The 24,010-nt window shown below is 48.4% G+C and carries 27 protein-coding genes and 2 riboswitches; of the genes, 6 read left to right on the forward strand and 21 right to left on the reverse strand.

Translation table 11 applies throughout. The features are described 5' to 3' along the window. The first annotated feature begins 189 nt into the window (after nucleotides 1-189). The gene (locus SYN6312_RS01950) at nucleotides 190-630 is read left to right on the forward strand and encodes a hypothetical protein (protein ID WP_015123181.1); all 441 of its coding nucleotides are present in this window, start codon (nucleotides 190-192) and stop codon (nucleotides 628-630) included. A 277-nt stretch (nucleotides 631-907) separates the two neighbouring features. Here SYN6312_RS01950 and SYN6312_RS01955 read toward each other — a convergent pair whose 3' ends face one another. The 3 genes from SYN6312_RS01955 to SYN6312_RS01965 are packed head-to-tail and all read right to left on the reverse strand — an operon-like array spanning nucleotide 908 to nucleotide 2,534. Beyond that, the gene (locus SYN6312_RS01955; RefSeq protein ID WP_015123182.1) at nucleotides 908-1,354 is read right to left on the reverse strand and encodes a DUF29 domain-containing protein; all 447 of its coding nucleotides are present in this window, start codon (nucleotides 1,352-1,354) and stop codon (nucleotides 908-910) included. Nucleotides 1,355-1,380: 26 nt separating this feature from the next. Next, nucleotides 1,381-1,851: a DUF29 domain-containing protein gene (locus tag SYN6312_RS01960; RefSeq protein ID WP_015123183.1), complete on the reverse strand. Its 471-nt coding sequence runs from the start codon at nucleotides 1,849-1,851 to the stop codon at nucleotides 1,381-1,383. 26 nt (nucleotides 1,852-1,877) lie between these two features. Beyond that, nucleotides 1,878-2,534, reverse strand: coding sequence for a Uma2 family endonuclease (locus SYN6312_RS01965; RefSeq protein ID WP_015123184.1), 657 nt, complete (start codon nucleotides 2,532-2,534; stop codon nucleotides 1,878-1,880). Between the two features lie 273 nt (nucleotides 2,535-2,807). On the opposite strand from SYN6312_RS01965, the gene SYN6312_RS01970 reads away from it, so the two are divergent. Next, nucleotides 2,808-3,827, forward strand: a complete 1,020-nt coding sequence (locus SYN6312_RS01970; protein WP_015123185.1) for an o-succinylbenzoate synthase — start codon at nucleotides 2,808-2,810, stop codon at nucleotides 3,825-3,827. A gap of 24 nt (nucleotides 3,828-3,851) precedes the next feature. Here the strand turns inward: SYN6312_RS01970 and recN are convergent, their stop codons facing one another. The 6 genes from recN to SYN6312_RS01995 all read right to left on the reverse strand — a co-directional run bounded on the left by recN (nucleotide 3,852) and on the right by SYN6312_RS01995 (nucleotide 10,174). Continuing rightward, nucleotides 3,852-5,630, reverse strand: a complete 1,779-nt coding sequence (gene recN / locus SYN6312_RS01975) for a DNA repair protein RecN (RefSeq protein WP_015123186.1) — start codon at nucleotides 5,628-5,630, stop codon at nucleotides 3,852-3,854. A 42-nt stretch (nucleotides 5,631-5,672) separates the two neighbouring features. Then, complete coding sequence (locus SYN6312_RS20895) at nucleotides 5,673-5,966, reverse strand: hypothetical protein (protein ID WP_253276399.1); 294 nt, start codon at nucleotides 5,964-5,966, stop codon at nucleotides 5,673-5,675. Between the two features lie 11 nt (nucleotides 5,967-5,977). Beyond that, a complete protein-coding gene (locus SYN6312_RS20900) occupies nucleotides 5,978-6,262 on the reverse strand; it encodes a Uma2 family endonuclease (RefSeq protein ID WP_253276400.1) in 285 nt (94 codons plus the stop codon). A 194-nt stretch (nucleotides 6,263-6,456) separates the two neighbouring features. Then, on the reverse strand, nucleotides 6,457-7,641 hold the full coding sequence (locus SYN6312_RS01985) for an Era-like GTP-binding protein (RefSeq protein ID WP_015123188.1): 1,185 nt from the start codon (nucleotides 7,639-7,641) through the stop codon (nucleotides 6,457-6,459). A 12-nt stretch (nucleotides 7,642-7,653) separates the two neighbouring features. After that, nucleotides 7,654-8,910 carry a DUF697 domain-containing protein gene (locus SYN6312_RS01990; RefSeq protein WP_015123189.1) on the reverse strand — a complete coding sequence of 419 codons (1,257 nt, stop codon included), beginning with the start codon at nucleotides 8,908-8,910 and terminating at the stop codon, nucleotides 7,654-7,656. Nucleotides 8,911-9,115: 205 nt separating this feature from the next. Further along, the gene (locus tag SYN6312_RS01995) at nucleotides 9,116-10,174 is read right to left on the reverse strand and encodes a lipopolysaccharide assembly protein LapB (protein ID WP_041430511.1); all 1,059 of its coding nucleotides are present in this window, start codon (nucleotides 10,172-10,174) and stop codon (nucleotides 9,116-9,118) included. A 198-nt stretch (nucleotides 10,175-10,372) separates the two neighbouring features. On the opposite strand from SYN6312_RS01995, the gene SYN6312_RS02000 reads away from it, so the two are divergent. Continuing rightward, the gene (locus SYN6312_RS02000; protein WP_015123191.1) at nucleotides 10,373-10,747 is read left to right on the forward strand and encodes a hypothetical protein; all 375 of its coding nucleotides are present in this window, start codon (nucleotides 10,373-10,375) and stop codon (nucleotides 10,745-10,747) included. A 281-nt stretch (nucleotides 10,748-11,028) separates the two neighbouring features. Beyond that, a complete protein-coding gene (locus SYN6312_RS02005) occupies nucleotides 11,029-13,044 on the forward strand; it encodes a caspase family protein (protein ID WP_015123192.1) in 2,016 nt (671 codons plus the stop codon). Between the two features lie 5 nt (nucleotides 13,045-13,049). Here SYN6312_RS02005 and SYN6312_RS02010 read toward each other — a convergent pair whose 3' ends face one another. Beyond that, nucleotides 13,050-13,520 carry a DUF2127 domain-containing protein gene (locus tag SYN6312_RS02010; protein ID WP_015123193.1) on the reverse strand — a complete coding sequence of 157 codons (471 nt, stop codon included), beginning with the start codon at nucleotides 13,518-13,520 and terminating at the stop codon, nucleotides 13,050-13,052. Between the two features lie 176 nt (nucleotides 13,521-13,696). Next, on the reverse strand, nucleotides 13,697-14,146 hold the full coding sequence (locus SYN6312_RS02015) for a DUF4278 domain-containing protein (protein WP_015123194.1): 450 nt from the start codon (nucleotides 14,144-14,146) through the stop codon (nucleotides 13,697-13,699). A gap of 65 nt (nucleotides 14,147-14,211) precedes the next feature. Then, a riboswitch (Glutamine riboswitch) is annotated at nucleotides 14,212-14,347 on the reverse strand. 248 nt (nucleotides 14,348-14,595) lie between these two features. Here SYN6312_RS02015 and SYN6312_RS02025 point away from each other — a divergent pair. Continuing rightward, nucleotides 14,596-16,179 (forward strand): bifunctional aminoglycoside phosphotransferase/ATP-binding protein, encoded by a 1,584-nt coding sequence (locus tag SYN6312_RS02025; protein WP_015123195.1) that lies wholly within the window; start codon nucleotides 14,596-14,598, stop codon nucleotides 16,177-16,179. 12 nt (nucleotides 16,180-16,191) lie between these two features. Here the strand turns inward: SYN6312_RS02025 and psb34 are convergent, their stop codons facing one another. From psb34 to SYN6312_RS02065, 9 genes are all read right to left on the reverse strand, one after another. Next, entirely contained in the window at nucleotides 16,192-16,362 is a 171-nt protein-coding gene (gene psb34, locus SYN6312_RS19635; RefSeq protein ID WP_015123196.1) for a photosystem II assembly protein Psb34, read from the reverse strand. A 103-nt stretch (nucleotides 16,363-16,465) separates the two neighbouring features. After that, nucleotides 16,466-16,954 (reverse strand): hypothetical protein, encoded by a 489-nt coding sequence (locus SYN6312_RS02030; RefSeq protein WP_015123197.1) that lies wholly within the window; start codon nucleotides 16,952-16,954, stop codon nucleotides 16,466-16,468. Nucleotides 16,955-17,012: 58 nt separating this feature from the next. After that, nucleotides 17,013-17,417, reverse strand: coding sequence for a putative toxin-antitoxin system toxin component, PIN family (locus SYN6312_RS02035; RefSeq protein WP_015123198.1), 405 nt, complete (start codon nucleotides 17,415-17,417; stop codon nucleotides 17,013-17,015). Then, the gene (locus tag SYN6312_RS02040; protein ID WP_015123199.1) at nucleotides 17,417-17,656 is read right to left on the reverse strand and encodes a hypothetical protein; all 240 of its coding nucleotides are present in this window, start codon (nucleotides 17,654-17,656) and stop codon (nucleotides 17,417-17,419) included. Before SYN6312_RS02040 ends, SYN6312_RS02035 begins: the two co-directional genes overlap by 1 nt. A 27-nt stretch (nucleotides 17,657-17,683) precedes the next feature. Further along, nucleotides 17,684-19,075: an argininosuccinate lyase gene (argH, locus tag SYN6312_RS02045; RefSeq protein ID WP_015123200.1), complete on the reverse strand. Its 1,392-nt coding sequence runs from the start codon at nucleotides 19,073-19,075 to the stop codon at nucleotides 17,684-17,686. 26 nt (nucleotides 19,076-19,101) lie between these two features. Next, nucleotides 19,102-19,533: a type II toxin-antitoxin system VapC family toxin gene (locus tag SYN6312_RS02050; RefSeq protein ID WP_015123201.1), complete on the reverse strand. Its 432-nt coding sequence runs from the start codon at nucleotides 19,531-19,533 to the stop codon at nucleotides 19,102-19,104. A gap of 3 nt (nucleotides 19,534-19,536) precedes the next feature. Next, nucleotides 19,537-19,794: a hypothetical protein gene (locus SYN6312_RS02055; RefSeq protein WP_015123202.1), complete on the reverse strand. Its 258-nt coding sequence runs from the start codon at nucleotides 19,792-19,794 to the stop codon at nucleotides 19,537-19,539. A gap of 61 nt (nucleotides 19,795-19,855) precedes the next feature. Next, on the reverse strand, nucleotides 19,856-20,422 hold the full coding sequence (locus SYN6312_RS02060) for a hypothetical protein (protein WP_015123203.1): 567 nt from the start codon (nucleotides 20,420-20,422) through the stop codon (nucleotides 19,856-19,858). A 187-nt stretch (nucleotides 20,423-20,609) separates the two neighbouring features. Continuing rightward, nucleotides 20,610-21,953, reverse strand: coding sequence for an SLC13 family permease (locus SYN6312_RS02065; protein WP_015123204.1), 1,344 nt, complete (start codon nucleotides 21,951-21,953; stop codon nucleotides 20,610-20,612). A gap of 110 nt (nucleotides 21,954-22,063) precedes the next feature. Further along, nucleotides 22,064-22,190, reverse strand: a riboswitch (cyclic di-AMP (ydaO/yuaA leader). A gap of 352 nt (nucleotides 22,191-22,542) precedes the next feature. Between SYN6312_RS02065 and psaK the strand changes: the two genes are divergently transcribed. Further along, nucleotides 22,543-22,803, forward strand: coding sequence for a photosystem I reaction center subunit PsaK (gene psaK, locus SYN6312_RS02070; protein ID WP_015123205.1), 261 nt, complete (start codon nucleotides 22,543-22,545; stop codon nucleotides 22,801-22,803). Between the two features lie 99 nt (nucleotides 22,804-22,902). Here psaK and SYN6312_RS02075 read toward each other — a convergent pair whose 3' ends face one another. Continuing rightward, nucleotides 22,903-23,850 carry a serine hydrolase gene (locus SYN6312_RS02075; RefSeq protein ID WP_015123206.1) on the reverse strand — a complete coding sequence of 316 codons (948 nt, stop codon included), beginning with the start codon at nucleotides 23,848-23,850 and terminating at the stop codon, nucleotides 22,903-22,905. Between the last annotated feature and the right edge of the window lie 160 nt (nucleotides 23,851-24,010).

Consider the following 24,010-nt stretch of genomic DNA (forward strand, 5'->3'; position numbering starts at 1 on the left):
AAAGAACTGACTGACGCATCCGTTAAATGGCTCAATATTAAAACATTGTCTTGAGTCTATCTTTAGCTCTTTATAGAGAGGCAAGACAAAATGATAATTGTTGTCTATCAGATATTATCTGACTCTAAACTTAATAAAAAGCTTCCGATTATATATAATAAAGGTATTTCGTAATAATGACTGTAATTTATGAATGAAGAAATTTTTGAGGCTTGTGTTCAATATAATGACTTGGTGGGCTCTGTATCTGCTGATAATTCTGACCAATCATCAATTTATAAATGGCTAGATGATCGCAAGCTAAGAAACTCAAATGAACTAGTGTATGGGATAGAACTCAGTATTCGTGAGAATGACGGGGAGGAGCTTGTCAACCCAGTTCCAGTAGTGCTGTTGCTAGTTGCAGACGAAACACAAAAGACATTAAGTAAAAAGATTGCTGATGGTCAAGTACCTATTAATGTAAGACGTATTGAGACATTGATGACACTACCTGAATTCCTTAGTCTATTCAAGAGATTTAATTTAACCCTTTCTCCAAATCAAAACTGGCAATCACTCAGAGGATCAGAATTTAAAGGAATCTTAGAGGGAGTTAGGTATCAATATCAAGATTCACAAGACTTTTAGGTGCTACCTTCTCACCTTTCAGGAATTATGTGGGCACATAATAAAAATTTTATTACTTTATTCATAACTCTGTAGCTATCAACTGATAACATTAAAAATTTCAATTTAGATATGAATAGATAAGAAGAGATTCAAATCTAATATCAATGATTCTAATAGTAATGAATAAGTTTTGTGGTTATGAGACTTATTACTGTTATAGACTCTGCTATCAAATCTGTTCCCAGTTTAACAAAATCACTAAAGATCATTACCAGGCTGAGGAGGAAACCAATCTTCATCCAAGGCCTTGGGATAGTGTAAACCAGGGAGTTTCTGGAATTATATCCGCTGCTAAATCAAATTGTATTATGACAAGTTCTCGTGCTTCTCGATACGTTTGATCAAATTTTTCTTGGAGATACTCCATCAGACTTGGGCTATCGTCTAGGATTGATTCAGCTTCAAACCGAAAATTGAGAATATTAGCTTCTAGCTCTGGATAAAATCGGTCATGGCCTGGCCGGGCATATTGATGGGTGATTAAATGCTCACAAATCGTTCTCAAATAAGTTTGGAGTTTACGCTTTTGTTCTCTGCTAATACCCTCAACTTCATCAATGATATTGATCAGATCAAGATTGGCAAAGTCCCGGTTTTTTAGTTGCTCAACCGTTCGATCAATCCAGAGTTGAAAATCTGAATCGTAGAGGTTTTTTTCCGTCGTGTCTGGGCCTGGTGTCATATTTTGCTATTTATAGTCACGGGAAGTTATTTATTCCAAGGTTGCCAATTTGGATCAAGGGGTTGCTCTAGGGTAAAGGGTGGCGACTTAGGGACAATATTGGAGTTGATTTGACTTTCTTTAAGAAAAATCTCGTGACTCTTTTGATATTCTTCTTCAAATGTTTCTAGGCATTGGTTTCGTAGACTTGGGCTTCTTTTGAGTAGAGATTTAATCTCAGACCTAAAATTTGCAACCTCCACATCCCATCCTCTTAGGCAATAGTCCCGTTCCGATTCCCAATATTGAATCTTGAGCAAGTGTCGTAGCAGTTGCCGCAAATAACTCGATAGCGCGTGCTTATTACTGTTTCCCAAACTTTCAACTTCCTCAATTAAATTTTCCAAGTCAACTTCATTAAATTCATTCGTCTTTAATTTACGAACAGTTTCATCAAGCCAAAGGTTAAAGTCTTGTTCGTAAAGAGATTTAGATTTGATTTGCAGTTGAGATGTCATAGCTCACTCTCGGTATTTGAGTAGGTTTAGTCTTGTTTTATAGATAACTGTTGCATTAACCAATTCGCCGCAGCAGTGTTTGTTCCTTTCTCTAAACGGGCTAAGGTTTGCGACAGTAACTCAATTTCCAGGCCCCGTAACACTTGAGAAATCGTAATTGGTTCGTAACTTCCTGCCTCAGTTAAGCCAAAGGCCAAGACCTGACCCTGCTGCACATCAATCACCCAATACTCAGGAACTCCCAACCGAGCATAAAGCTGTTTTTGTTCTGCTAAATCCAACGTCAAGCTCGTATCGGCCACTTCTCCAACTAAATCCGGTAATCGCTGCTCAGGTAAGGTAATTCGGCGGGGTGTCCCAGGTTGCCAGCGGGGAATATTGTCACCCCTATAAAGCACTAAATCGGGAGCACAGGCCTGGGTTTCAGGGTTTTCAATCAGACACCGCCCATAGGATTGATAGGTTTCTTCGGGATGGAGAAAAGCCCAAAAACCAAAAATGATCGTGAACAAATCGCTAACTGATGCGTGCCCAGGCCCCTCTTTACCCATTTCTACCCGTAGCCATCCCTGATCAAATGAAATTTTGCGCCACTCTAAATTGGGATCATCTCGTAATTCAAGATATTCAGCCCAAGTAGCGATCTTAGATTTAATTATTGATTGAGCAGAAGTCGTGATCATGAAACATTTACCAGGCCTGGTCTAAGTTTAACCAAATCACGAAAGATCATCATCGGGCCGGGGCGAAAACCAATCTTCATCTAGGGCCTGGGCAAGGTTTTGCTAGATTACCGTAATCTTTTTTAAGATTACAGCATGGATTCAATTATACAAAAATTATAAACTTTCAACCCGATCTCGAACTGAGCCGAACGCAATTTAAATAGAACTGTTTGTAAAACTGATCATTTTCTATCATTTTCGATAAGATCATACAAAGTCATTTAGTCTGCTGTGTACGCCTACCCCAGATTTTTCCTTTACCAGGAACCCTTTTGTCAGCCCCTAAAAACCCATCATGGGACTTGGCGGATTCGGGAAGGGATTTATGTCCGCTTAGAGTCGGAATCCGGGGAAGTGGGGTTTGGCGAAATTGCTCCATTGCCAGCTTTTGGATCCGAACCCATCGGGGCCGCCTGGACATTTTGTGCTGCACTCCCCAACACCATCACCGCAGAAACAATTGCCGCTATTCCTGATACCTTACCCGCCTGTCAATTTGGTCTGTCCCAGGCCTGGGCCCAACTTACGGAATTTCCTCACCTACAGCCCGAAACCTTGCCCTACTGTGGTCTATTGCCGGCGGGCCGGGATCTACTGACTGTCCCCCAGTTAGCCAAACAGTCCTATGTGGCCTGGAAGTGGAAAATTGCCGTTCTGCCCTATGCCAGAGAGTTAGAGATTTTCCAGGCCTGGTTACAAACCCTGAACCCTGAAACTCCCCTCAAAATTCGCTTAGATGCCAATGGTGGCCTCAATTTAACGACGGCTCGGGCTTGGTTAACCGTTTGTGATCGGCTCAATACCCAATTTCAACAAGAGCAAGGCTACATCGCCATTGAATTTCTCGAACAGCCCCTCCCGGCCCAAGATTGGGTTAATCTCCAAGCCTTGTCCAACGACTTTCAAACCTCCATTGCTTTGGATGAAACCGTAGATAGTCTAACCGCCCTGGAAAATGTCATGGGTTTGGGCTGGCGGGGCCTAGTAGTCATTAAGCCTGTGTTGATGGGGGCCTGGTCGCGCTTAAAAGTGGTTTTGCCAAAATATCGAGACCAGATTGTTTTGTCCTCTGCCTTGGAGGGGGCCATTGGTCGTTGGGGAATTTTAGTCCTGGCCCAAGAGTTAAACCTGACCCGCTATGCCTTGGGCCTGGGGGTGGACGCTTGGCGGCCAGTACCCACTTTGAACACAAAGACGGAACTAGAAGACTTTTGGGAACTCGCCCTTGAGGTATTGCTCCACAAGTCCTAATCTTCAAATGTTTAGATCTAACTATCAGGCCGGTGTTGGTTTGCGGGTTCGTTTGGGCTTGGCCGAGACTGGGGCAGCACTCAGGGTTTGGCGCAACTCTTGGGCCTGGTTCACGAGAGCAGTGGCAAAATCTAACGCGGATCGTTCATTGGCTCCTCCGGCAATTTTGGCCAGTTCGGCGGCGCGTTGCTCGGGGGCGAGAACAGAGAGTTGGACAATGGTTTGCTGTTCCGGTTCGAGAACTTGTTTTTGCACCCGGAAATGGGTATCGGCCAAGGCGGCAATAATCGGTTGATGAGTAACACAGAGAACCTGTTGATGTTGGGCCAAATGATAAAGTTTTTCGCCAATGGCCTGGGCTACTCGTCCAGAAACCCCCACATCAATTTCATCAAAAATCAGCGTATTAACCGTTTCCACTGCTGCAAAACAGGCCCGCAAGGCTAATAAAAACCGACTCATTTCCCCACCCGATGCGGTTTCCCTCAGAGGTTGCAAGGGTTGGCCAGGGTTGGGGCTAAACATAAACGTGATCTGATCTGCACCGTGGCTACTGGGGGGAATTGGCCGGAATTGAACTTCAAACCGCACCCGTTCCATCGCGAGGGGCTGGAGTTGGCTAATGAGTTGTTGACTGAGATGGTTGGCGGCCTGCTCCCGGAGTTGTTGGAGTTGCTGACAGGCCTGGTACAGTTGGGCTTCGGCGGCTTGGAGTTGGGCCGTGAGTTGATCTTGGCTCATGCTGGTGGCCTGGAGGATTTGCCATTCCTGCTCAACTTTGGCCTGGTAGTGGATAGCATCTTGGAGGGTCGGCCCATATTTGCGGGTAATTTGCTTTAGATGGCCCATGCGATCCGTGATGTCTGCTAAACGTTGCGGTTCCCCTTCCAGGGCATCGGTGTAATTTCGGAGTTGGCGGCTAGCGGTTTCGATCTGGAGGAGCGCGGATTCCACGAGTTCTTGAATGGGGGCTACCCCTGGATCAAAGGTCTGCATCTCCTGAAGTAAGCTGACGGCTTCCCCCATTAAGTCCACACTGGCCTGGCCCCTCTCTTGTTCACAAAGGCATTGATAGGCGCGAAATCCCTGGGCTTGGAGTTGCTCGATATGGTTGAGACGGCGAAATTCGTCTTCTAAATGTTGTAGTTCATCGGCATCTTCTAAATTAGCCAGTCGCAGTTCCTGGAGTTGAAACTTATACAGATCAAGCTGTTGGAGGCGTTGCTGTTCTCCTTGCAAATAGGATTCTTGGGCCTGGCGGAGTTGTTGATAGGCCGTATAGGCCATGGCCACTTGTTTACGGACTGCCAGCAGTTCACTTCCCCCAAAGCTATCCAGCCAATCCCGTTGCTGGCCGGCCTGGAGGAGTTGGTTCGCTTGTCCTTGGGCCGTAATGGCGACTAATAACTCTCGTAGGGCCTGGAGTTGTTGACGATTGACCAAGACTCCATTGATTCGTGAACGACTGCGGAATGCCCCCCCTACTAAAGACAGTTCCCGACTGCAAATGATCGTTTCATCCAGCGGGTCAATCTCTGCTTCTGTGAGCCAAGTCTGGAGGGCGGGTGTGAGGGAAAAGGTGGCTTCGATTAAGGTACGCGGCGGAATCTGGTTGGACTGAGTTTCTGGAACGGCCCGAATCACTCGGCTCGACATTTTCCCCCCCAGCACCCCATCAATGGCATCCAAGATAATGGACTTGCCGGCCCCAGTTTCTCCAGTGAGGACATTCAGACCTGGGCCAAAATTCACATCCAACTGGTCAATCAGGGCAAAGTTTTCAATCCGTAAGCCAATTAACATAGCAAGGTGACAAAGGACTCAGGCCTGCTCTGTCAGGATAACTTAGCTGTTCTCTAAAGTAATGCCCTGGGCCTGTAACTGGGCTTTTAGCTTTGCAAGTTCCTGTTCGGCCTGGTGGGCGCGATTTTCGGCTTTTTGCCTGGCCTGGTCGAGTTCTTCACTATTTAAGAGCTTTGCCCCTGTATCATCCCGATAAAAAACTAATGTCTGGGCCTGGACTTCTAGACGCAACTGCAACACGGCACTGTGGGCATTGGTAATTGGCTGATAAAAGTCTCCCAGAAGTTGATAACCCTGAAGTTGGTTGGGAATCCATTCACCTTTGGGATCAAACAACCAATATTCTGTTACTCCCAGTTGTTCGTAGAGGTTTTTTTAAAGATCAAGTCTTGTTCTTGGGTGCTGGGAGAGGTAATTTCAAAGACAGCCTGGGGAATTTGTCCTTCAACCCAAAGTTTGTAATTATCCCGTGGGCCGGGTGGAACATCAAAAATCACCATTACATCGGGGGCAATGCGCACTTTCGGATAGCCTTGGGAATAATAGAGAAACTGATTACTCAGGACAATCCCAGCTTCTCCCAGGTAGAGCCGCAACGTTGTGACAATATCGGTAATGGCATCAAAATGCACTCAGGTTTCTGCTAAGGGTTTGCCATCCTCACTGGGGTAAAAAATATCCGGTTCAGCAGTGGTGGTCATTGAAGAAAGAGTCGTTGTCATAGGTCAGACCTTCAAAAATGAGTTCACAGGCCTGGGGGCATAGATAGCTGGATTCTAAAGTTTTTGCTGGTCTCTCCGGCAGAGCATTGGGTCATAACTCCCCATTAGTTCTGGATTGCTTCTAATTCTTTTAGCAGTACCCCAGGCCCCTGACTGCCCCCGTGATAGCCCTGTTGAACATGGGTGCGGATAATCTGCTGAAGCCGTGATAAACCCCAGGCCCAGACCCCCACTTGACTGGCGATCCCCCCTACCCAAACACTGACACCCCAACTCAACTCCCCCAACATCCAGGCCCAGCCACTTTGCCCCAATAAACCAATCCCCAAGGTGGAGATTAAAATAATTTGCCAGGCCTGGCCGCTAGCAGGTGGGGTTAAGGGGATGCCATAAAATCGACAGAGCCATCGAGCCAGGCCAAAACTGCTCCCTAGGCCCAAGACCATATCCCCCAGGCCCCAGGGCAGGAGAACCATTCCCAAACCCGCCAGCGGAATGAACCAAACTGTTCTCAGAGTGGGCTGGGGTTGATCTAAGAGAGTGGTACCTAGGTGTTGCTCAATGCTCAGGGTTTGTTGGAGAACCTGTTGAGCCCGTGATTTAGGGGCAGTTTCGGTCAGCCAGGTTGTTAAGGCCAGGGATAGGGGTTGAATATTGGGTGTTAAGAGTTCCCGCCCAGTTTCTGCCACAGGGGCTGCACTAACTAATAAAACTTGGTCTAGGGTAATAAATTGAGCCAGGCCGGCCTGTTGGAGTTGTAGATCTATATCCACTTTTGACCAGGCCAAGTACAAATCCTGTTTATTGGCTACGAACAAGAGTGAAACTTGTAACTCCTGGAGTTTTTTTAGGGCGTTAATTTCGACTGGATTCAACGGCCCGGCCGTGACAAATAGAACTAAATCGGCCTGTTGGGCCACCTCCCAAGCCATAGCCGCCCGTTGTTCACCCGCGAATTCATCCAGGCCAGGGGTATCGGTTAAGTCTATGGCATAGGTCTGGCCTGCTAATTCCACTTGCCAGCGAACCGAGTGGGGCCAGAGGGTGATGCCGTGGGTGGGGCCAGTGGGAAATTGGGGTTGACCCAGCAGGGCATTAATCAGCGCAGATTTACCCCGACTGACCTGACCCAAAACAGCAATTTGCCAGACTGGATAGGCCAGCTTTTCTTCCAGGGCCACCAACTCACTCCAAATTATTTCCTGGGCCGGATGATGATGTTGATGCCAGGCGATTAGATGTTGTAAACAAGCCTGCACTCTAGCTGAACAATCCAGTGGCTCTGTCACGATCCCCTTTCCCTAGACCTGAGGCTGGAAACTACGGAAAAAGGCGGATCGGGGGAGTTGAGCGATGGTTTTTTGCAGGCTGGCCTGGAGTTGTGAGCCTAAATTCAGCTTAGATTCTGGTTGCGCCGCAACGGTTTGCCAATAGTCAATTAAACTCAGTCCTCCCACTCGCAAGAGATAGGCCACACTGGCTCCCTGCAAGCAGCTTCCGGCCAAGTAAGTCAGGCTATTTCCTTTTAGCCAGTGGCTGAGGGTTTGGGTTGTCACTTCCACCGCGCCGAATTGCACCAGCAAGCGTAAGAGAGTTTCAGCCAGGGGCCGGGCCTGGGTCAGGTCGAAATTGCGTTGATAGACTTTGCCAATCTCCAGGGTTAACTGCACCAACAGCCCCCCGGTGACGACTAGATCTAAAATGGGCAGCGGGTTGACGGCGGCCGCTCCGGCTCCTAACCATTGATAGCGGTTAATAATCGGCAAGGCTAGCTCTTTACGAACTTGGTTGAGATGATCTTGGGTTTTTTGATGGAGGCAGATCGCAGCTTGCCATGTTTGTTGCCAGATCAGTACTTGTTTTTCGGTTGCAAGAATTTCTGTCAGTCGCAATTGTAAAGATTCCAGGCCTGGGGGGTTTGCGCTTATTCTGATCCAATCTTGAGGGGGCACAAACTCAGCTAATTTACGGGTTAACTCCTTTTCAAGAATTCCTAATTCCCCGATATAGGCCCGGGGGGGTTCCTGCCAAAGGACTAAGAATCGTTGCTGTTGATCTTGAAGAGTTTGTAAGGCCTGGTACTCACTCCTGGTTAAGTCCCCAGAAATCACAAATAAAATTAAGTCACTGTTGGGGATCGCCCTCAAGTCTTCAGAGACCTGAATTTGCCAGTTTGAAAGCCCGACACCAGCTAATTCCGCGCCTAAACTAGCCAGACAATTGCCGACATTCCCCCACAATGAAAGGCTTAGGTCTTGTCGTTGTAAGCTCTGTCGGATTGCGGCCAGTTGGTTTTGCAGGTCGTGATCGGGGGTGTACTGGTTGAGGGTGGTGATCAGGGCCTGGGTAGCCTCCAGTTGGGTCGTAATCTGGCCTGGGGTAATTACCTGAGGCTGGCTGGTTGGTAGGTTACTTACAGAACTGGGGAAAAGTCCTCGCCACCACCAGGCCCCCGCCGCTGCCAACAGACTAAAACCAATCCCCCAGGCCGGATGTGACCCTAACCAGGTGAGACTCCAAAAGACACCGATTAAACCCGCAGCAAACCAGAGAGGCATGGGACAAAACAAGGGACGCGCAAGATATCACCTAAAAGCCTACCAACTCCCCGCCCCCTAAAACTGGGATCTGCAAATGTCCGGAACCGAGCCTCAAAAATCAATCCCCAAAAGGATAGGTCTTAACCGATTCATCCCAACGAGAAAGAGGTTTTTTAACGGCCCCCGCTCTAATTCTAAAGGGGTCACACCCTATCCACCGGGCTTAATTCTTCATGGCATTTTTGACCTTTTGGATACCCTCTTTATTCCCTTGGGCCTTATAAAGGGATTCAGAAACCTTTAAGGCCTCCCGAGATTCCCGTTTGCGTCCACTGGCCTTCAGAGCCACGCCCAAGTTGTAGAAGGCCTCTGGGTTATTGGGGGTTAAGCGGGTGACCGTTTGATAGGGGAGAACGGCTTCATGGGGTTGTTTGAGCATCATCCATGTTTCTCCCAGGCCAACATAGGCAAGGATTGAATTAGGTAAGAGTTGGGTGGCCCGTTGAAACGCCCGAATTGCCCCTTGATAGTTATTCTGAAGCAGGAAAACTTTGCCCACTGTTAATTGGATATTTCCATCCCCTTGCCCTAGAGAGGCCGCTTGTTCGAGGGCTGCGAGTCCTTGCGTTTTATCCCCGCTTTGGAGGAGTGCCTGCCCTAAATTGAGTTGGACATTGGGGTTATTCGGGACAAATTGGCTGGCCTGGCGGAGGGCGGTGAGAGCCTGGTTCGCATCCCCTTGGTTGAGATACAAAATCCCCAAGGATTGAAATGCTTCCCAGTTGCGCGGCTCCATGACAATAATTTGCCGATAGGTTTGAATCGCAGTTTGGGTATCCCCCAATCGAGCCAGGATCACCGCTAACCCTTGATAGGCCTGGACATAACGGGGATTTAGGCGAATGGCTTGGCGGTAGGCAGCGGCAGCCCCATGATTCTCGCTTGTCATGCCTAAATTGAAACCGAGAGCATAGTAAAAATCTGGGTTGGTGCCATCTAGGGCAATCGCCTGTTGATAGGCTTGAGCGGCTGGGCCATATTGCTTTTGTTGTGCGTAGATAAACCCAATGGCCGAAAATATGCGCGGGTTGCGGGCATCCAACTGGGCGGCTTGTTGATAGAGTTGCAAGGCTTGGTCAAAATTACCCGCAGTGACTAATTCCCGCCCTTGCCGGAGTAGATCAGAAAGTTGTTGAGCATTACCCTGGGCAATCGCCAAACTGGGCATCATAGCTAGACAAAATCCGGCAAAAAGGGTTGAAATTGTGATTCGCAAAGACATCGCAAGTACCAAATCTAAACATCAAATGCAGCATCCACAGGGCACAAGGTCTAATTCTGGTCAATTCTAACCAACTTGGCAAACCTCTCCGGGCAAACTCCTGATCGCTCCTCCCCCAATAGCTCCCACCCCGGAAAAGACATCAATTGTTTTGGGTATTCTGTAAAGTATTCCTCTCCCCCATTCTGGAAATCAGTCATGTCTGAGGTCGCTACTCAAACGGAATTAAGTCAGGTCTTAACCCTTCTCCAGGCCATGCAAACGACCCTCAACACCGTTCAAACCGATCTCCAAGCCCTCACTCTTGAAGTCAAGGTCAACCAGGCCAAAACCGATGAACGATTCAAAAGCATGGAGGAAAAGATTGATCTCAGATTTCAAGCCATGGAAGAAAGAATTGATCTTAGATTTCAGGCTCTAGAGGAAAAATCTATCGGTATCCAAAAGGAAGTTGCTGATCTCCGCATTCAACAACGGAGCACCGACAATCGGATTCTCACCTTTCTATTTACCGCTTTTATTACCGCTGTGGGACTGTTAACTAAAGTAATTTTTTTTGATGGCCAACGCTAGGGCTTGTCACCCCCAAATTACAGGGACTGTTCTCACGTCAGAAAAATCTCATAAACATTGCCCCTGAAGCACGTCCTGACTTGTTCTGAGCAGCACAATAAATCCATAGAACTATGCTAGGGCAACCCTAATTGTTTTGGGAAATAGAGCGTTTTTTTACTGGGGTTACAGCCTCCTATAATTCTTGACTCCAGTGGGATTGGAATAGTTTGAACGAAGCCATTATCGGCCAGGGGATATAATCTGGAAGGTCAAGCAAGACGGCCCGACAAACATAGGTTATGGAATTAAAGCGGCGGGATTTTCTACAGGCGGCTGGGGTCTGGTTGGTAGGGGTAAGCAGCAGTGAATTCATTCTCCAATTGGTAAATTCTCCCGGCCTGGCCGCAACAACGCCTCCCCGCAAGCGGGCTTTACTCATTGGCATTAATCACTATGGGACTGGGGAGGTTTTACCGTCCTTGCAGGGATGCCTCACCGATGTGGAGCTACAAAAGCAGTTATTGCGCTATCGCCTGGCCTGGGCGGCTGGGGATATTCAGGTTTTAACCAATCAAGGCGCGACTCGCACTGCAATTCAGGCCGCTATTGAGGAGTTTTTACTGGCCGGGGCCACCAGCGGGGATCGGTTGTTTCTCCATTTCAGTGGCTATGGACGGCAGGTGTCGGGCCTGGGGGAAACCTTAATACCCTACGATGTCCAGGCCGATGGGAGTGGTGATCTTCCCTTGAGTTGGTTTAGTCAGAAGCATCTACCCGCTGGGGTAACATTTTGGTGTTGTTTTGATGCGGGGTTTCAACCTAATCCAGGCCTTGCCCAACGCGTCCGTCCGCCCATCGGAACATCCCTGAACCTCTCCCTCAGACCCTCTCCCGGTATGATTTGGCTGCAACCGACCATTGCCAGAGAAATTCAACTGCTGGGAACCCAGGCCGGGGCCTTGACCCAGAGCATCACAAAACAGCTTTGGAGTAATGCCTCAACCAGCTCCCTCAGCGGATATTGGGCGGCCCAGGACTTAGAACGGCAAACCGGCGAACTAACCCATCTCCACTGGCAGGCCGAGGCGGGGGCGCGCATTCCCGGAACCCTAAACCTGAATGGGGGGCTAACCTTGTCAGGGCCAGGGGCCGATGCGGCGATCATCACCTCTGCTCAGGACAGTCAGACGGCCCAAATTTGGCTAGGCGGAATGGCCAGTCCCCTACTGACCCAGGCCGGTTGGCAAAGCTATTTTGAACCAGTTGGGCCAGAGTTACCCAAAACAAACCCAGCCATTTTGGTGCAAAATCCAGTCGGACTAACGGCCATAGCCCCAATGACAGACCTAAGCACTCTCACCACAGGGACATTATTGCGAGAGCGATTGCGGCTATTACCCCATCATTTAACCTTGACCATTGGCCTAGCCGAAACCTTGGATAAGGTCACGCGCATTGATGCTGTGAGTGGCTTAGATGGGTTGACGGATTGGGTCAGTTCCACAACGGAGGGGACAGGGGATTATCGTGTCATGGCCCAGTCGGACGCTGAACATTGCCTCTATGGATTGGCTTGGCCCGGTGGGACTGTCTTCCCTCAAACCCTGGGCACTCCGGGAGAAGCAATTAAAGGGGCGATCCGGCGGCTGGGGACTATGTTTCCAGTGTTGCTCGCTAATAAATGGTTGGGTTTAACTTTAAATGGCGAAACCTCCGGCCTGGGTGTGACCGTGGCCTGGGAAAAATTACTCCCTCAACCAGAGTTATTGCTGCGAGTCCAAACAGAACGGGCCTTGTGGGCCGCCCCAGAAACAGCCATCGGGAATTTTTCAGCCCAAGCCTGGGAGCGGGGTGTCACCTTCCAAGTGGGGCAGCAATTTTGTTATCGGCTGACAAACTATAGTCCGGCCCCCGTTTATGCCCTTTGGTTGGCTTGGGATAGTGCTGCGGGCCTCTTGGTTTTACCCACATTGATGGACTCTCCCCAACTCACCTGGCAGCTAACCCTCGCCCCCCAATTAACAACCACCTTACCCGTGCGAGAACTGCGTTATACCAGCCCTTGTGTCAATAGCTATCTCCTCCTCAGCCGCACCCCTTTCACCCAGGCCCTTGATTATTTGGCTCAGCTGCCCACCAGTGGAGACCCCCCTCGTCTCGTTCCCTCCAAGGAAGCTTTGGCTTTAGTCCAGGCCATTCTTCGGGATCTCCATCAAAATAATCCAGAGTCACCCCTCAAGCCAGCTACTACCAGTGCATACACCCTTGATCTCCAGGCCTGGGCGACATTTTGCTTCACGTTTCGGGTTGTGTAATCTCCTTAGGGGTTTGTTTTTTTCTGATGGCTAAGATGCCACGCTTCCCAGGCAAAGTAAGCAAAAATCACTAAGTTCAGCCCAAAAAGGAGTCCGGTTTCCCACTTGGGATCATGCTGCAATTCCCAAATTTCCACTGGCAATAATATCCCCACCAGGCCAGCAAAGAGATAATAGCCCCAAATCTTGCCTTCCCATACCGCCCAGGCCGCCACCGCAATCATCAGGCCATAGACCCCTGTGCCGCGAGAAATTAGTTTCAGTTCATTCACCGGAGCCTGGCTCAGAAAGCTCAAGGTGGACTGGACTGCTCGAAATTCTGCCTGGAGAATATGGGACTGAACCCAGAGGGCTACGGTATCATTAAACCGCCATGTCACCCCGGTCACAAAAGAGGTCAACAGAAGCAAGAGAGCAAAAATTCCCTTCTTGACCACTGCAACCTTAACAATCCATGAGCGTGATCGCCCTGCCATGTTCTTGATCCTTTCCGCAATTTAGAGAATTAACCACATAGACCCCGAAAAAAGGGCCATCCCAAAAGCAGGATAACCCTAATTCAAGCAATCAAGTTTTCCTTAATCTAAGTCAAGAAAGAGGTGAGACAAGAAACAAAGGCAGAATGACAAGAGCGTCCCAAGGAACTAAACCTCTAGTAGAGGAGTTGCATTTCAGCCCGAATCATATCCGCTTGGACATCGTTACCAGCTGCTTTGGCTTTTTTCAAGCGATTTTGCAAGTAAGCGAACGCAGTCTGGCGATTTTCCGGCTCCACATCTTGGGCATCGGTGACATGAAAGGCATAGTCAGATTGGAAACCGGCCACAGAGGGCAAAACGGCATTGACATCAGAGGTGATCGCAGCTTCGGCAATATGCTCATTTAACAAAATGGCATCTTTCATCGAACGAGCCGCAGGAGATTGCTGGTATTTGACACCCCGATAGGTGAGCATTTGTACGGGTTGTGGCACAGGCAGGCCAGCATTCGTTTCAAAGTTAGGCGTGGGATCGGGACGTTCAATAACCTGTGTCCGGGCTAGGATTTCTGCGGAAGTTGAATCAACTGTGTAGCTGACACCACGGTAATTGAGGGTATTCATAGTAGGCTCCTTGAATGGATCATGGGGGACTCGATGATTCTTAGAGCGGAATTGGCTCTACGGTCAGCGCGTTCCTTCGGGGGATTCCCTACTTCCGTCTCTACCGTCAAATATCGACCGCTTCTTAAATGTCACCCGTTAACCCGTTTGGATTGTGAATGAAGCACTTACAGCGGGAGAGCTTGGGAAGAGATGAACGATTACTCATCTACATTCTGTATCATAAGATACGGTTTAGTGATTATGAATGATTTTTTACAAAACTTTATAATTAGAGCGGTCAGCCCTAATCCCTTTGCTGGGTCTGGGTTTTCAGTTTTTGGGATCTCTGGAGCACCAAAAGTTTGGCCTGGAATCCTTGACAGTGACGATTCAAGGCTCTTGAGCTTGCTTTTAATAAGGTTTCGTGAGCAAAATAGCCACATTGCCCAGTCCAGTGTTTTATCCCTATGACTGCCAGTTTGCCCCCCCTGATTCAAGCTATGCTTCAGCCGCAGTTTTATCCCCATCCGGTGCAGACTCCAATTCGGTTGTTGCAAACCCACATTTCCTATGTGCTGCTAACAGGGGACTATGCCTATAAGGTGAAGAAACCAGCGGACTTTGGCTTTTTGAATTTTTCGACCCTAGAGCGGCGACATTTTTTTTGTCAGGAAGAACTACGCCTGAATCAACGCCTCTGCCCGGATTTGTATCTCCAAGTCCTGGGAATTGAGCAAGATCCTAAAATGTCAACCCAGTCAGCAGGGGCGTATGGCTGGTCACGGGGCGAGGGGACAATTTGCGACTATGCCATTCAAATGTGCCAGTTTGACCAGGCCCAGTTATTTAGCCACCTCTTTGCCGAGAATGCCCTCACCCCAGAATTAATGGTGCAATTAGGAAAACAACTAGCCCAGTTTCATGGCCAGGCCGCGACTAGTCCCGATATTACCAACTTTGGCAGTCCGGCCGCTGTTCAAGAGATTGTCGAAAATTCCTATGGCCTGGGCCAAGGGTTCATCGGGCGTTCCCAAACAGACGCGCAATATCGAGAAACTAAGGCATTTACGGATCAGTTTTTCCTGCATCATAGTGATTGGCTTCTTGAACGCCAGGCCCAGGGGAAGATTCGCGAATGTCACGGGGATATTCACCTGAATAATATTTGTCTGTATCACGACTTGATTCAGATTTTTGATTGCATTGAGTTTAATCAGGAATTTCGCAACATTGATGTGATTTATGATGCGGCGTTTTTGGTCATGGATTTGCAGTTCCGGGGACGGCCGGACTTAGCCAATGCTTTTTTGAATGCGTATTTGGAATGGAGTAATGATTATCGGGGTGCGGTGTTATTACCCTTGTATTTGAGTATGCGGGCCTATATCCGCGGCAATGTGAATTCCTTAGCTTTGAATGATCCTGCCATTCCCGACACTGATAAGGTGACGATTGCTCAGACTGCTGCCGCTTACTACCACCAGGCCTGGGGCTATACTCAACCACAAACAGGCGCGCTCTATGTCATGGTCGGCGTTTCGGGTTCTGGTAAATCTACGGTGGCCCGTCAATTAGCCCAGCAAACTAATGGGATTCATATTCGCTCCGATGCCGTCAGAAAACATTTGGCAGGCCTGGCCTTGGATCAACGGGGGGATCAGGCAGGGGGATTTGGAACAGGCATTTACACGCCAGAAATGACCCATAAAACCTATGACTGTCTCTTGGATCTGGGAATTTTCCTCGCTGACCAGGGAGCAACGGTGATTCTTGATGCCAAATATGACCACCAAGCCCTGCGGCAAACGCTAATCTCCCAGGCCAGGGCCAAAGAAATACCCCTAAAATTTATTTACTGCACCGCACCTGTAGAAGTCCTTCATGACCGACTCAATCAACGTCAAGGGGATATTGCTGATGCCACAACCAAAATTTTAGCGGCCCAAATGGCTGTCTTTGAACCCTTTAGTCTCGCCGAACAGGCCTGCTTACATACCATTCAGACCACTGACCCACTTGGGCCGCAATTGAGCCAATATAACTCCCACTAATCCCAATTAAACCTAGGATACTGCCGCAGCTACTCCAATCAAACCTAGGACTAAAACAACCCCACCAATACCCAAAACGAGATAGAGCCGCTTTTGTCCAGGCGTGGGAGGCTGGGCTTCATAGATTTTGGGTTCAATGGCAAAATTATTAAGCCGGCCATCATCATCGGTGGTATAGGGCATAAAACAGTCCAGAACAATCACACAAGTTTGGTCATCTTAGCAACTTCCTTTTATTTCCTTGACAATTGGATAAAGTTCTTAATATTTGTTGAGTTCTTGAAACTTACCGGCTGGGCCTGGACAATCGCCACCGCCAAAAGGCAAAGCTGGGATAGGCATTCAAGAGGATTCCTAAGACCAGGCCCAAATGAGTCACCAGGGTTAAACCAGCCCAGGCCAAAGGAAACCACGTCCAACTGGAATCCGGTAAGGGGGGAAAGGTGTAATAGCCCAACCAGACCAGGCCGGGGGGTAAAAGAATTAAGGCTACAGCAACCACTGCCAAGGTATAGGTGAAGGGAATATTCTGCTGACTTAACGACTGCCACTTCTGCCCATCCCATTGCCACTGAAAGGCCTGGCTACTATCTTCCAGACGGACAGTTTGCCGCTCTAAATTCACCGATAGAATATGCCGACAAAAATTACAGGAAAAAGCCTCCATCAAAACCATCTGGCTAATTTGCCCATGCTGACAAACCGGACAAGTATAAACTTCTTCTAGCTGTAGCTGCGATTTGGGGTTAGGACGGTTGACGACTGAATCACTCATTGTCTCTCTCGCTTACTCGATCTTTTTCTTAAATCTTTTTCTTAAATCGCGCTAGCGATCACAACTGCGTGATAAATTCCGCAGCGGTCAAAAGGGTAATATTTTGATACGTTTTTATTTCTAGAAGACGCTTATCACCGGTAATAATATGTGTGGCCTGTCCTATTAGGGCGCATTCTACAACCATGTCATCTTTGGCATCGGCCACCACTCCTTGAACTGTTCCAGTAATCTCAACTAGTCTAGAAAATTGCCTCACTTCGTTAATAGCTTGTTGGGCCATCATGGGGGAAAACTTAAACTTATGCAGTAATTTATCCCTAAACTCTGCCAAAATTTCTGGACAAGTTACAGATTCAATGACACCGATTTTAGCTAAAGCTAGACAACGAAAGGGATTGCCGTTGACTGTCAGGAGGCCTGAAATGAGGATATTGGTATCCAAGACAACGATAAATGACATTAAACCTCATGGACTAACTGATTAATCCAGGCCTCCCGTTCTATTTCAGTCATCCGATCCCAGTCCAGCCCGTCAAGATTGGCAACGGTTCGCGCTTGGTTTGCCCCATACTTGGATAACCCATCCCAACTCGGCCATTGTTGACTCAGTAAAAATTGAAACACGATGTTTTGCTGCTCGATAGGTAATTGCTTGACGAGTTCAATGACCTGTTCATTACTGAGGGTTAAAATCGGCATTTTACATTCCCTGAGAGCCATAGTGAATCAAGATTCCAGACGAATACGGGCATTATTTAGAGCCTGACGGACTTGGTCAAATCCGGTTCCCCCGTAGCTATTTCGGGCTGCCACCACCTGTCGAGGGGCGATGGCTGCGTAAATATCACCTTCAAATCGCTCATGGAGGACTTGCCATTCCCCTAAGGTTAAGTCTTTGAGTAATTTCCCCTGACTGACACAGGTTTTGACCACTTTTCCGACTAGGTTATAGGCTTCTCGGAAGGGGACACCTTTAGCCGTCAAGTAATCCGCCACATCGGTTGCATTGGCAAAATCCGATTCCACCGCCGCCGCCAAGCGTTCTGTCCGAAAGACCAGGCCCTCTTGAAATAGGATTGTGGTGGCTGCCAAACAGGCCTTGACCGTCGCGACCGCATCAAACAGAGCTTCTTTATCTTCTTGCAAGTCTTTGTTGTAAGCCAACGGTAAGCCCTTCATCAACACCAGCATTCCCTGCAAATGCCCAAAGACCCGCCCCGCTTTTCCCCGCACCAACTCCGGTACATCAGGGTTTTTTTTCTGGGGCATGATACTAGACCCTGTGGCGCAACTGTCGGTGAGGGTGACAAAGCCAAATTCTTCCGAGGCCCAAAGAATCACTTCTTCCGAGATGCGCGACAAATGCACCATGATTAAACTAGCGGCACAGAGAAATTCAATGGCAAAGTCCCGGTCACTCACGCCATCCAAACTATTGCTGTAAACTCCCCCAAAACCTAGTAATTCTGCGCTGTAATGACGATCAATCGGAAATGTTGTCCCAGCTAAGGCTCCACTCCCTAAGGGGGAAATATTAACTCGGTCGTAAACTTCAGCCAAACGTTGCCAATCCCGCTCGGCCATCGAAACATAAGCGAGGAGATGATGGGCTAAACTGAGGGGCTGGGCTCGCTGGAGATGGGTATAGCCAGGAATGAGGGTTTCCACATGGGCTTCAGCTAAATCCAACAACACGGTTTGCCATTGCCGCAATTGGGCCTGGATGTCGCGAATTTGTTGCCGTAGATAAAGCCGAGTATCAGTTCCCACTTGGTCATTGCGGGAGCGAGCGGTGTGGAGTTTTTTGCCGAGATCCCCAATCAGTTCCGTCAGACGGCGTTCAACAGCAAAATGGACATCTTCAGCTTCAATCCCTGGGTTAAACTCGCCCTGGCGGTATTCTTGGCGGATTTGCTCCAGGCCTTGGACAATTTCGGTCGCGTCCTCTGGCGTGATAATTCCAGTTTTGCCGAGCATTTGGGCATGGGCCTGGGAACCCGTCAAATCATATTCAATCAGGGCAATATCAAAGCCAATACTGGCATTGAACTGGGCAATGGCGGGATGGAGGGCGGATTCAAACCGTTGACTCCAAGGTTGTTGCGGGGATGTGGACATGGGAAACCTATCTCTGACTCCATAAATTATAGGGTGTCCTTTTCGCTGGGCATGAGTACAGGAATCACTTGGTCACGGGATTTACGGTAAATTCTGAAATCACGATCTAGGGTAAAAATCGTCCCCTGGGCCATGAGTTCTGACATTCGCACCAAACAAGCATCCGCAAAGGACATCGGCACAGAACGATAGCGAGTTATTAGTCGTTGGATTTGTTCTGCCTGGGCCTGGAACGCAAAATCTATCACAATCGAGCCTGACGCAAGCATCGAAAAAAATGAATCTAAATTAATAGCGTTGCGCCGAACTAAAAAGCAGACCTCACTCAAAACAGCCTCACAGGTAAGTAGGGGTGGTTCAATCCTTAATAATTCTTCTTGCACCCATTGATGATATTGATCACGGCTATCGAGGGCAGTAATGATGATCCCGGTATCAACAATGATGTTTTGACGCATACCTTATTGCCCATAACCTTCCATGTGCTCAGGGTTTGTTGATAAATCAGGCGGGTTTTCGTGAGAGCATCCGACCCATTGACCAGCAACGTCTATAAAAGATTTTCCGGCAAATTTATTGGTGGTCTCAGGAATACCGTTAGTCGCTGCATCCAGGACTAGAACAATTTTGTAGTGGCCAGCAGGGGGCAGTTTTTCCGGTTCGGCAATGTGAATTTCACCGTTGGAATTAATGGTGGCAGTGGTCTGAATCACTTTCATAGGAGAGTCTAGAGAATATTAAACTGTTTGAATTAGGGGTTTGAGGCTTGAATATAACTACTTAACCGAGCCAGTCAACTTCGACTTTATCCATATCCGCTAAATCTTCCGGATCATAGTTTTGAATGTGAGTGTCCATTTGCATCACCGTTCCCCCTTGGACATAGGTGGCTTGATGCTTTTGTTCTAAGGTTGTCTTAACGCCAGGTTGGGATGTTTTGCCGGGGGTAATGGTGCGTTTCTCAATCCGAACCGATTGCTTGGCGACTTGGGGGGCTAAATGATTCAGAAAGAAATCTACGGTTTCCTGCTTGAGCCAACCGTTGAGCACAGCCACAGCCCCAAATCGATAGCCAGTTTGCCATTGCTCCTGCAAAATTTGGTTGACTTGGTCTTCCGTGAGGAGATGGGCCTTGACAAAGAAATAGCCGATGGGTTCGTTGGGCTGGTTAATTAATAGGGAGTGCCATTCTTTGACAAAAAAATCAATGGTTTCTTGTTTTAGCCAGCCGTGAAGGGCAATAATCTCACCAAACTTCAGGCCCTCATAGACTGACTGCTCCATGACGACTACCTGAATTTGGCCCGGATGGAGTAACCCGGCCTGGTGCAGGAGAACACCAATCACTACTAATCCCCCGATTAGAAATGATTCATTCTACCTTAGAAACCACCTTAGAAATTACCTTGGGGAGGAGATGAGCTTGATAAATCTAGATTAATCTTCATAATTTGTATGATGCGCATCTATACCAGCCCACCAAGGTCAGGCTCATCCGCAACAACGTGGATATAGTTACTTTGAGGTAAGTTCCCTAAGTCCAAATTAAAAACCGGAGAGTTATGAAGATTCCCAGGGCCAAGACTTGGGCAGAGGCAACAGGAAGGCCATACCGCAAAAAGCGATGAAAGGTGATTTTACGGCCGTTTAACTCGGCAACCCCAGCCGCAACAATATTGGCTGAAGCCCCAACCAGTGTGCCATTACCCCCCAATGTCGCGCCAAACATCATGGCATAGAACAGGGGGAGAACCTCCGGTGGATAGGGGCCAGTAAAGTCTGGAGATAAAACCTCGCTGCCCAGCAAGCCAACTTGAATTAGGTATTTCTTGAGTAATGGCATCATGGCCACAACCAAAGGAATATTGGGAATGACGCTGGAAATGGCCGCAACGACGATTAAAAGCATCAGTGAACCGAAAAAGATGTTTTTGCCTAAGACGGCCGCTAGTAAGGTTGAAATGTTTGCAATAACCCCTGTCTTTTCCAGGCCCCCAATGAGGACAAAGACACTCATGAAAAAGATTAAAGTACTCCAGTCCACATCTCGCAGAATGTGAGGCACTGTATCAATCTTGCTTTTGTGGGCTAACAATAAGGCTAATCCGGCCCCAAACAACGCGACTGCCGCGGGTGAAAGTTTGACCGGCAATGAATCCCCAATCACAAAAAAGGTTAGGACAAAAGCAATGATTACCCCGCCAATTGCCAACACCCGCGGGTGGTTAATTTGGGGATCGGGGAGGTGGGATAGGTCTGCAAGTTCTTTTTGCCAGGTTTTCCGAAACAGCCAGGGTAACATGACAACAATCACGCCAACAGCAATGGCCCCGCCTAAGCTCAGCCGCATCAGGTATTCGGTAAACGTCATGTTGATCCCTTCACCGACAATAAAGGTGGCTGGATCCCCCACGAGGGTCAATAATCCGGCACTATTGGCGACAAACACCATCAGGATCAACAGGGGAACAAAATCAATCCCTAGCTCAGCGGCGATAGGGGGCAGGAGAGGGGCCAGTAACATGACCGTGGTGGCATTGGGTAACACGGAGCAAATGATGGTTGTAATGCCAACTATAGCTAGGAGGAGACGTTTTCCTTTCCCCTTGGCGAAAAATACAATCTGTGTGCCTAAGTATTCAAAGATCTGGGTCGGCTGAAAGGATCGGACCAAGACCATAACGCCGAAAAATAGTCCCAATGTGCCATGACTGCGGGCAATGTAGTTGATTGCTTCGGGGAGAGTCAGGATATTTAGGCCAATGAGCAGTAATGCCCCTAAAAATGCCGCAACGGTTAGATCAACCCACTCGGCCACAATCGAAACAATAACGGCCACAAAAATCAACGCTGCAACGATGCCCTGCCAATCTGCCATAACGCGCCTCGGACGGTGTTTTAGACATTCAGAAGAACACTGTCTTGAATTACTATTGCGGATCAACTCTGAAACCCGGAACTAAACTGAGGTAGTTGGGGCTAGTTGTTATCGCCTTTTCTCATTGCTGACGGGGTTAGCTGACGGGCTAGGACTGAGAGATGTCCACTCCAAGCAGGCCTGGATTCGCCCCGATACATTGGTTCCCCCGCTTTTAGTCCTGTGCCGTTTTTATCGCGTCTTTAGGTTCTAGACGGGAATACTCAACTCAGACCTAAAATTAAGCAGACGGTGTTTGGATGATGGTATCACAGAGGCTCCGAAATAGCTTGTCATGAGACTAAATATCATCTCTGTCGGAAAAAGGGCATTGCGTGAGAACAGGTGCGTTGAGGGGTGACTGACCCAACTTGCTGGAGGTGATCCCCCTGGCCTGGAATTGAAGCTGGACGTTTCCATAATTGTTGCAGATCATTTCAGACCGATTAACGGGAAATGTGGCTCTTTACAATCTTGGATATTCTACGGGAACGTAGTTTTATGACTTTTAGTAAATATTTGTCAAATTTGATTAAGGAGAACCTAGCCGATGACGCATTTACTCTTGGCAACAATCCCTGATACCAGTTGGACTCCCAGCGTGGGGTTAGTCGTGATCATTTGCAATTTGTTTACGATTGCCATTGGTCGTTATGTGATTAAAAATCGCGGACAGGGGCCAAATTTGCCGGTGGCATTACCTGCTTTCTTTGAAGGGTTTGGCCTGCCGGAACTGCTGGGAACCACTAGCCTCGGGCATATTTTGGCCGCGGGGGTTGTCAGTGGTTTACAAAATTCTGGTGTCCTCTAGTTAATATCTCGCGCACTGTTCCAGGCCTGGGCGGGGAAATCACCTCAAGATGCTCCTCAGTCGGGGCCTGGGAAATCACCCTCAAGTAATTTTAAGCTATCAGTGAGATTCGTCCAAGGCTGGAACTCGGGCACAGATTTGTTGAGCAATAAAGGGCAAGACCGCTTCATTGGTGCTGGCAGGTTTGCTATCTAAAAAGACGACTAGACTAAAGGGGCATTTTCCAGGCAATTCAATATAGGCGGCATCATGTCTAACCCAACTGGTTAACCCAGCCTTTGACCAAAGTTTTGCCCCTAAGGGTAATCCGCCGCCTAAAAACCCAGTGACTTGATTTTCGGGATGCGCGGCTAAATCTTGGGGATCGAGGCTACGGTGCATGAGAGTCAGCATGGCCTGGGAACGTTCAGGACTGACGGCAACGCCTCCGACAATACTGTGGAGCAGACGCATTGTGGCATTGACCGAAAGACGATTCCGGTTTTCCCTATTCACCCCAACGAAGACATTTTCCCGACCATAGGGACCATCGCACCAGGTTTTTTGATTAACATTAATCTCCGTCAGTTCTGGCCAGGCCAAGGATTGAAAATAGCGATTGACGATGTTCCGTTGATATTGCCACGTTGCAAAGGGGCCGGGGGGAAGTTCGGGGCCACTGGTGGTTCCAGAGAGTAAATCCATCACCAAGCCGGTGGCATCATTACTGGAATCGACAATCATGTCCTGTAAGGCCCGATCCAATTCTTGACTGGGTGGCAACATCTCCGATTCTTGCCATTCTTGGGCGGCAACCAGGTAGAACAGTTTAACAACGCTGGCGGGATAGATCTGCACATCCCCTCGATAGCTATAGCCCCGGACTGGAGACTGCCAAAATTCTGCTGGACTTAAGGCTCCCCCAGTGTTTACCATCACAGGCGGTGTATAAACTAACCAGGCCAGGGCTAGATCATCTTTTCCTAACCAATTAAATTGCGACCAGGCCGCGTTTAAGACCTGTTCACCTAATACCGCTAAAGCCGCATCGGCCTGGAAAAATGTCATAGTAAGCTCACCAGGGTATAGATAACAATCCGTCAGGCTTGATCCGGCCAGAATCGAGATCAATCTTCCCGGCTAGGCTCCCTCTCAAATAAACCGGCTGATGACGGAATCTTGACAGGTCAAAGCAAGAGAATAAAACTAAGATTCCAAAAGATATAAC

This window comes from Synechococcus sp. PCC 6312 (assembly GCF_000316685.1).
GTDB lineage: Bacteria > Cyanobacteriota > Cyanobacteriia > Thermosynechococcales > Thermosynechococcaceae > Pseudocalidococcus.

What these genes read in the sequence shown, in the direction of transcription:
- SYN6312_RS01950 (WP_015123181.1), top strand. Translation starts at nt 190, where the DNA reads ATGAATGAAGAAATTTTTGAGGCTTGTGTTCAATATAATGACTTGGTG.
- SYN6312_RS01955 (WP_015123182.1), bottom strand. Translation starts at nt 1,354, where the DNA reads ATGACACCAGGCCCAGACACGACGGAAAAAAACCTCTACGATTCAGAT.
- SYN6312_RS01960 (WP_015123183.1), bottom strand. Translation starts at nt 1,851, where the DNA reads ATGACATCTCAACTGCAAATCAAATCTAAATCTCTTTACGAACAAGAC.
- SYN6312_RS01965 (WP_015123184.1), bottom strand. Translation starts at nt 2,534, where the DNA reads ATGATCACGACTTCTGCTCAATCAATAATTAAATCTAAGATCGCTACT.
- recN (WP_015123186.1), bottom strand. Translation starts at nt 5,630, where the DNA reads ATGTTAATTGGCTTACGGATTGAAAACTTTGCCCTGATTGACCAGTTG.
- SYN6312_RS01990 (WP_015123189.1), bottom strand. Translation starts at nt 8,910, where the DNA reads ATGCCTCTCTGGTTTGCTGCGGGTTTAATCGGTGTCTTTTGGAGTCTC.
- SYN6312_RS01995 (WP_041430511.1), bottom strand. Translation starts at nt 10,174, where the DNA reads ATGTCTTTGCGAATCACAATTTCAACCCTTTTTGCCGGATTTTGTCTA.
- SYN6312_RS02000 (WP_015123191.1), top strand. Translation starts at nt 10,373, where the DNA reads ATGTCTGAGGTCGCTACTCAAACGGAATTAAGTCAGGTCTTAACCCTT.
- SYN6312_RS02005 (WP_015123192.1), top strand. Translation starts at nt 11,029, where the DNA reads ATGGAATTAAAGCGGCGGGATTTTCTACAGGCGGCTGGGGTCTGGTTG.
- SYN6312_RS02010 (WP_015123193.1), bottom strand. Translation starts at nt 13,520, where the DNA reads ATGGCAGGGCGATCACGCTCATGGATTGTTAAGGTTGCAGTGGTCAAG.
- SYN6312_RS02015 (WP_015123194.1), bottom strand. Translation starts at nt 14,146, where the DNA reads ATGAATACCCTCAATTACCGTGGTGTCAGCTACACAGTTGATTCAACT.
- SYN6312_RS02025 (WP_015123195.1), top strand. Translation starts at nt 14,596, where the DNA reads ATGACTGCCAGTTTGCCCCCCCTGATTCAAGCTATGCTTCAGCCGCAG.
- psb34 (WP_015123196.1), bottom strand. Translation starts at nt 16,362, where the DNA reads ATGCCCTATACCACCGATGATGATGGCCGGCTTAATAATTTTGCCATT.
- SYN6312_RS02030 (WP_015123197.1), bottom strand. Translation starts at nt 16,954, where the DNA reads ATGAGTGATTCAGTCGTCAACCGTCCTAACCCCAAATCGCAGCTACAG.
- SYN6312_RS02035 (WP_015123198.1), bottom strand. Translation starts at nt 17,417, where the DNA reads ATGTCATTTATCGTTGTCTTGGATACCAATATCCTCATTTCAGGCCTC.
- SYN6312_RS02040 (WP_015123199.1), bottom strand. Translation starts at nt 17,656, where the DNA reads ATGCCGATTTTAACCCTCAGTAATGAACAGGTCATTGAACTCGTCAAG.
- argH (WP_015123200.1), bottom strand. Translation starts at nt 19,075, where the DNA reads ATGTCCACATCCCCGCAACAACCTTGGAGTCAACGGTTTGAATCCGCC.
- SYN6312_RS02050 (WP_015123201.1), bottom strand. Translation starts at nt 19,533, where the DNA reads ATGCGTCAAAACATCATTGTTGATACCGGGATCATCATTACTGCCCTC.
- SYN6312_RS02055 (WP_015123202.1), bottom strand. Translation starts at nt 19,794, where the DNA reads ATGAAAGTGATTCAGACCACTGCCACCATTAATTCCAACGGTGAAATT.
- SYN6312_RS02065 (WP_015123204.1), bottom strand. Translation starts at nt 21,953, where the DNA reads ATGGCAGATTGGCAGGGCATCGTTGCAGCGTTGATTTTTGTGGCCGTT.
- psaK (WP_015123205.1), top strand. Translation starts at nt 22,543, where the DNA reads ATGACGCATTTACTCTTGGCAACAATCCCTGATACCAGTTGGACTCCC.
- SYN6312_RS02075 (WP_015123206.1), bottom strand. Translation starts at nt 23,850, where the DNA reads ATGACATTTTTCCAGGCCGATGCGGCTTTAGCGGTATTAGGTGAACAG.